This is a genomic window from Burkholderia sp. FL-7-2-10-S1-D7, assembly GCF_001524185.1.
Lineage (GTDB): Bacteria > Pseudomonadota > Gammaproteobacteria > Burkholderiales > Burkholderiaceae > Burkholderia > Burkholderia diffusa.
In genome coordinates this window covers 1-991 of record NZ_LOWY01000097.1, presented here as the reverse complement: position 1 = coordinate 991, position 991 = coordinate 1, and the positions used below count along the sequence as shown (strand labels likewise).

Genomic DNA, 991 nt, shown 5'->3' with positions numbered 1-991 from the left:
TTTCCGCACATGTCGGTCGAGGCGAACGTCGCGTTCGGCCTCAAGCAGGAAGGCACGCCGAAGAACGAAATCAAGGAACGCGTGGCCGACGCGCTCGCGCTCGTGCAAATGAGCAAGTACGCGAAGCGCAAGCCGCACCAGCTTTCCGGCGGCCAGCAGCAGCGCGTCGCGCTCGCCCGCTCGCTGGTCAAGCGCCCGAAGCTGCTGCTGCTCGACGAGCCGATGTCCGCGCTCGACAAGAAGATCCGCCAGAAGACCCAGCTCGAACTGGTGAACATCATCGAGAAGGTCGACGTGACCTGCGTGATGGTCACGCATGACCAGGAAGAAGCAATGACGATGGCGAGCCGCCTCGCGGTGATGAGCGAAGGCAAGATCGTGCAGATCGGCACGCCGGGCGAAGTGTACGAATACCCGAACAGCCGTTTCTCGGCCGAATTCATCGGCTCGACCAATCTGTTCGAGGGGCGTGTGGTCGAGGACGAGCCCGATCACATCTTCGTCGAGAGCGACGACCTCGAGGCACGCATGTACGTGAGCCACGGCGTGACCGGCCCGCTCGGCATGCCGGTCGGCATCTCGGTGCGCCCGGAACGCGTGCATGTGTCGCGCGAAAAACCCGGCTCGCATCACAACTGGGCGCGCGGCGTCGTGACCGACATCGCGTACATGGGCGCGTATTCGCTGTATCACGTGCGCCTGCCGAGCGGCAAGACGGTGGTGTCGAACCTGTCGAGCTCGCACCTGATGAACGACAGCGCGCCGGCGTGGAACGACGACGTGTTCGTGTCGTGGTCGCCGGCCAGCGGCGTCGTGCTGACGCAATGAGGGCGACACGATGAGAACCTCCGCTTCCACTCCTTCCGCGCCGGTGCCGACCGGCGCTGCCGCGACGACTCAGGCCGCCAAACGCCGCAGCCGCTTCGCTGCGCTGTCGCGCTTCCTGCCGTCGGGCCGAGGCATCGCGATCGGCGTGCCGTTCCTGTGGCTC

At 65.6% G+C, this 991-nt stretch carries 1 protein-coding gene and 1 pseudogene; both read left to right on the top strand.

Features of this window, described 5'->3' with window-relative positions; translation table 11 throughout:
• On the top strand, nt 1–828 hold an 828-nt coding region (locus tag WS75_RS28050; RefSeq protein WP_059685465.1), incomplete at its 5' end, for an ABC transporter ATP-binding protein.
• Between the two features lie 10 nt (nt 829–838).
• A pseudogene (locus WS75_RS34810) lies at nt 839–991 on the top strand (putrescine ABC transporter permease PotH); the annotation flags it as partial.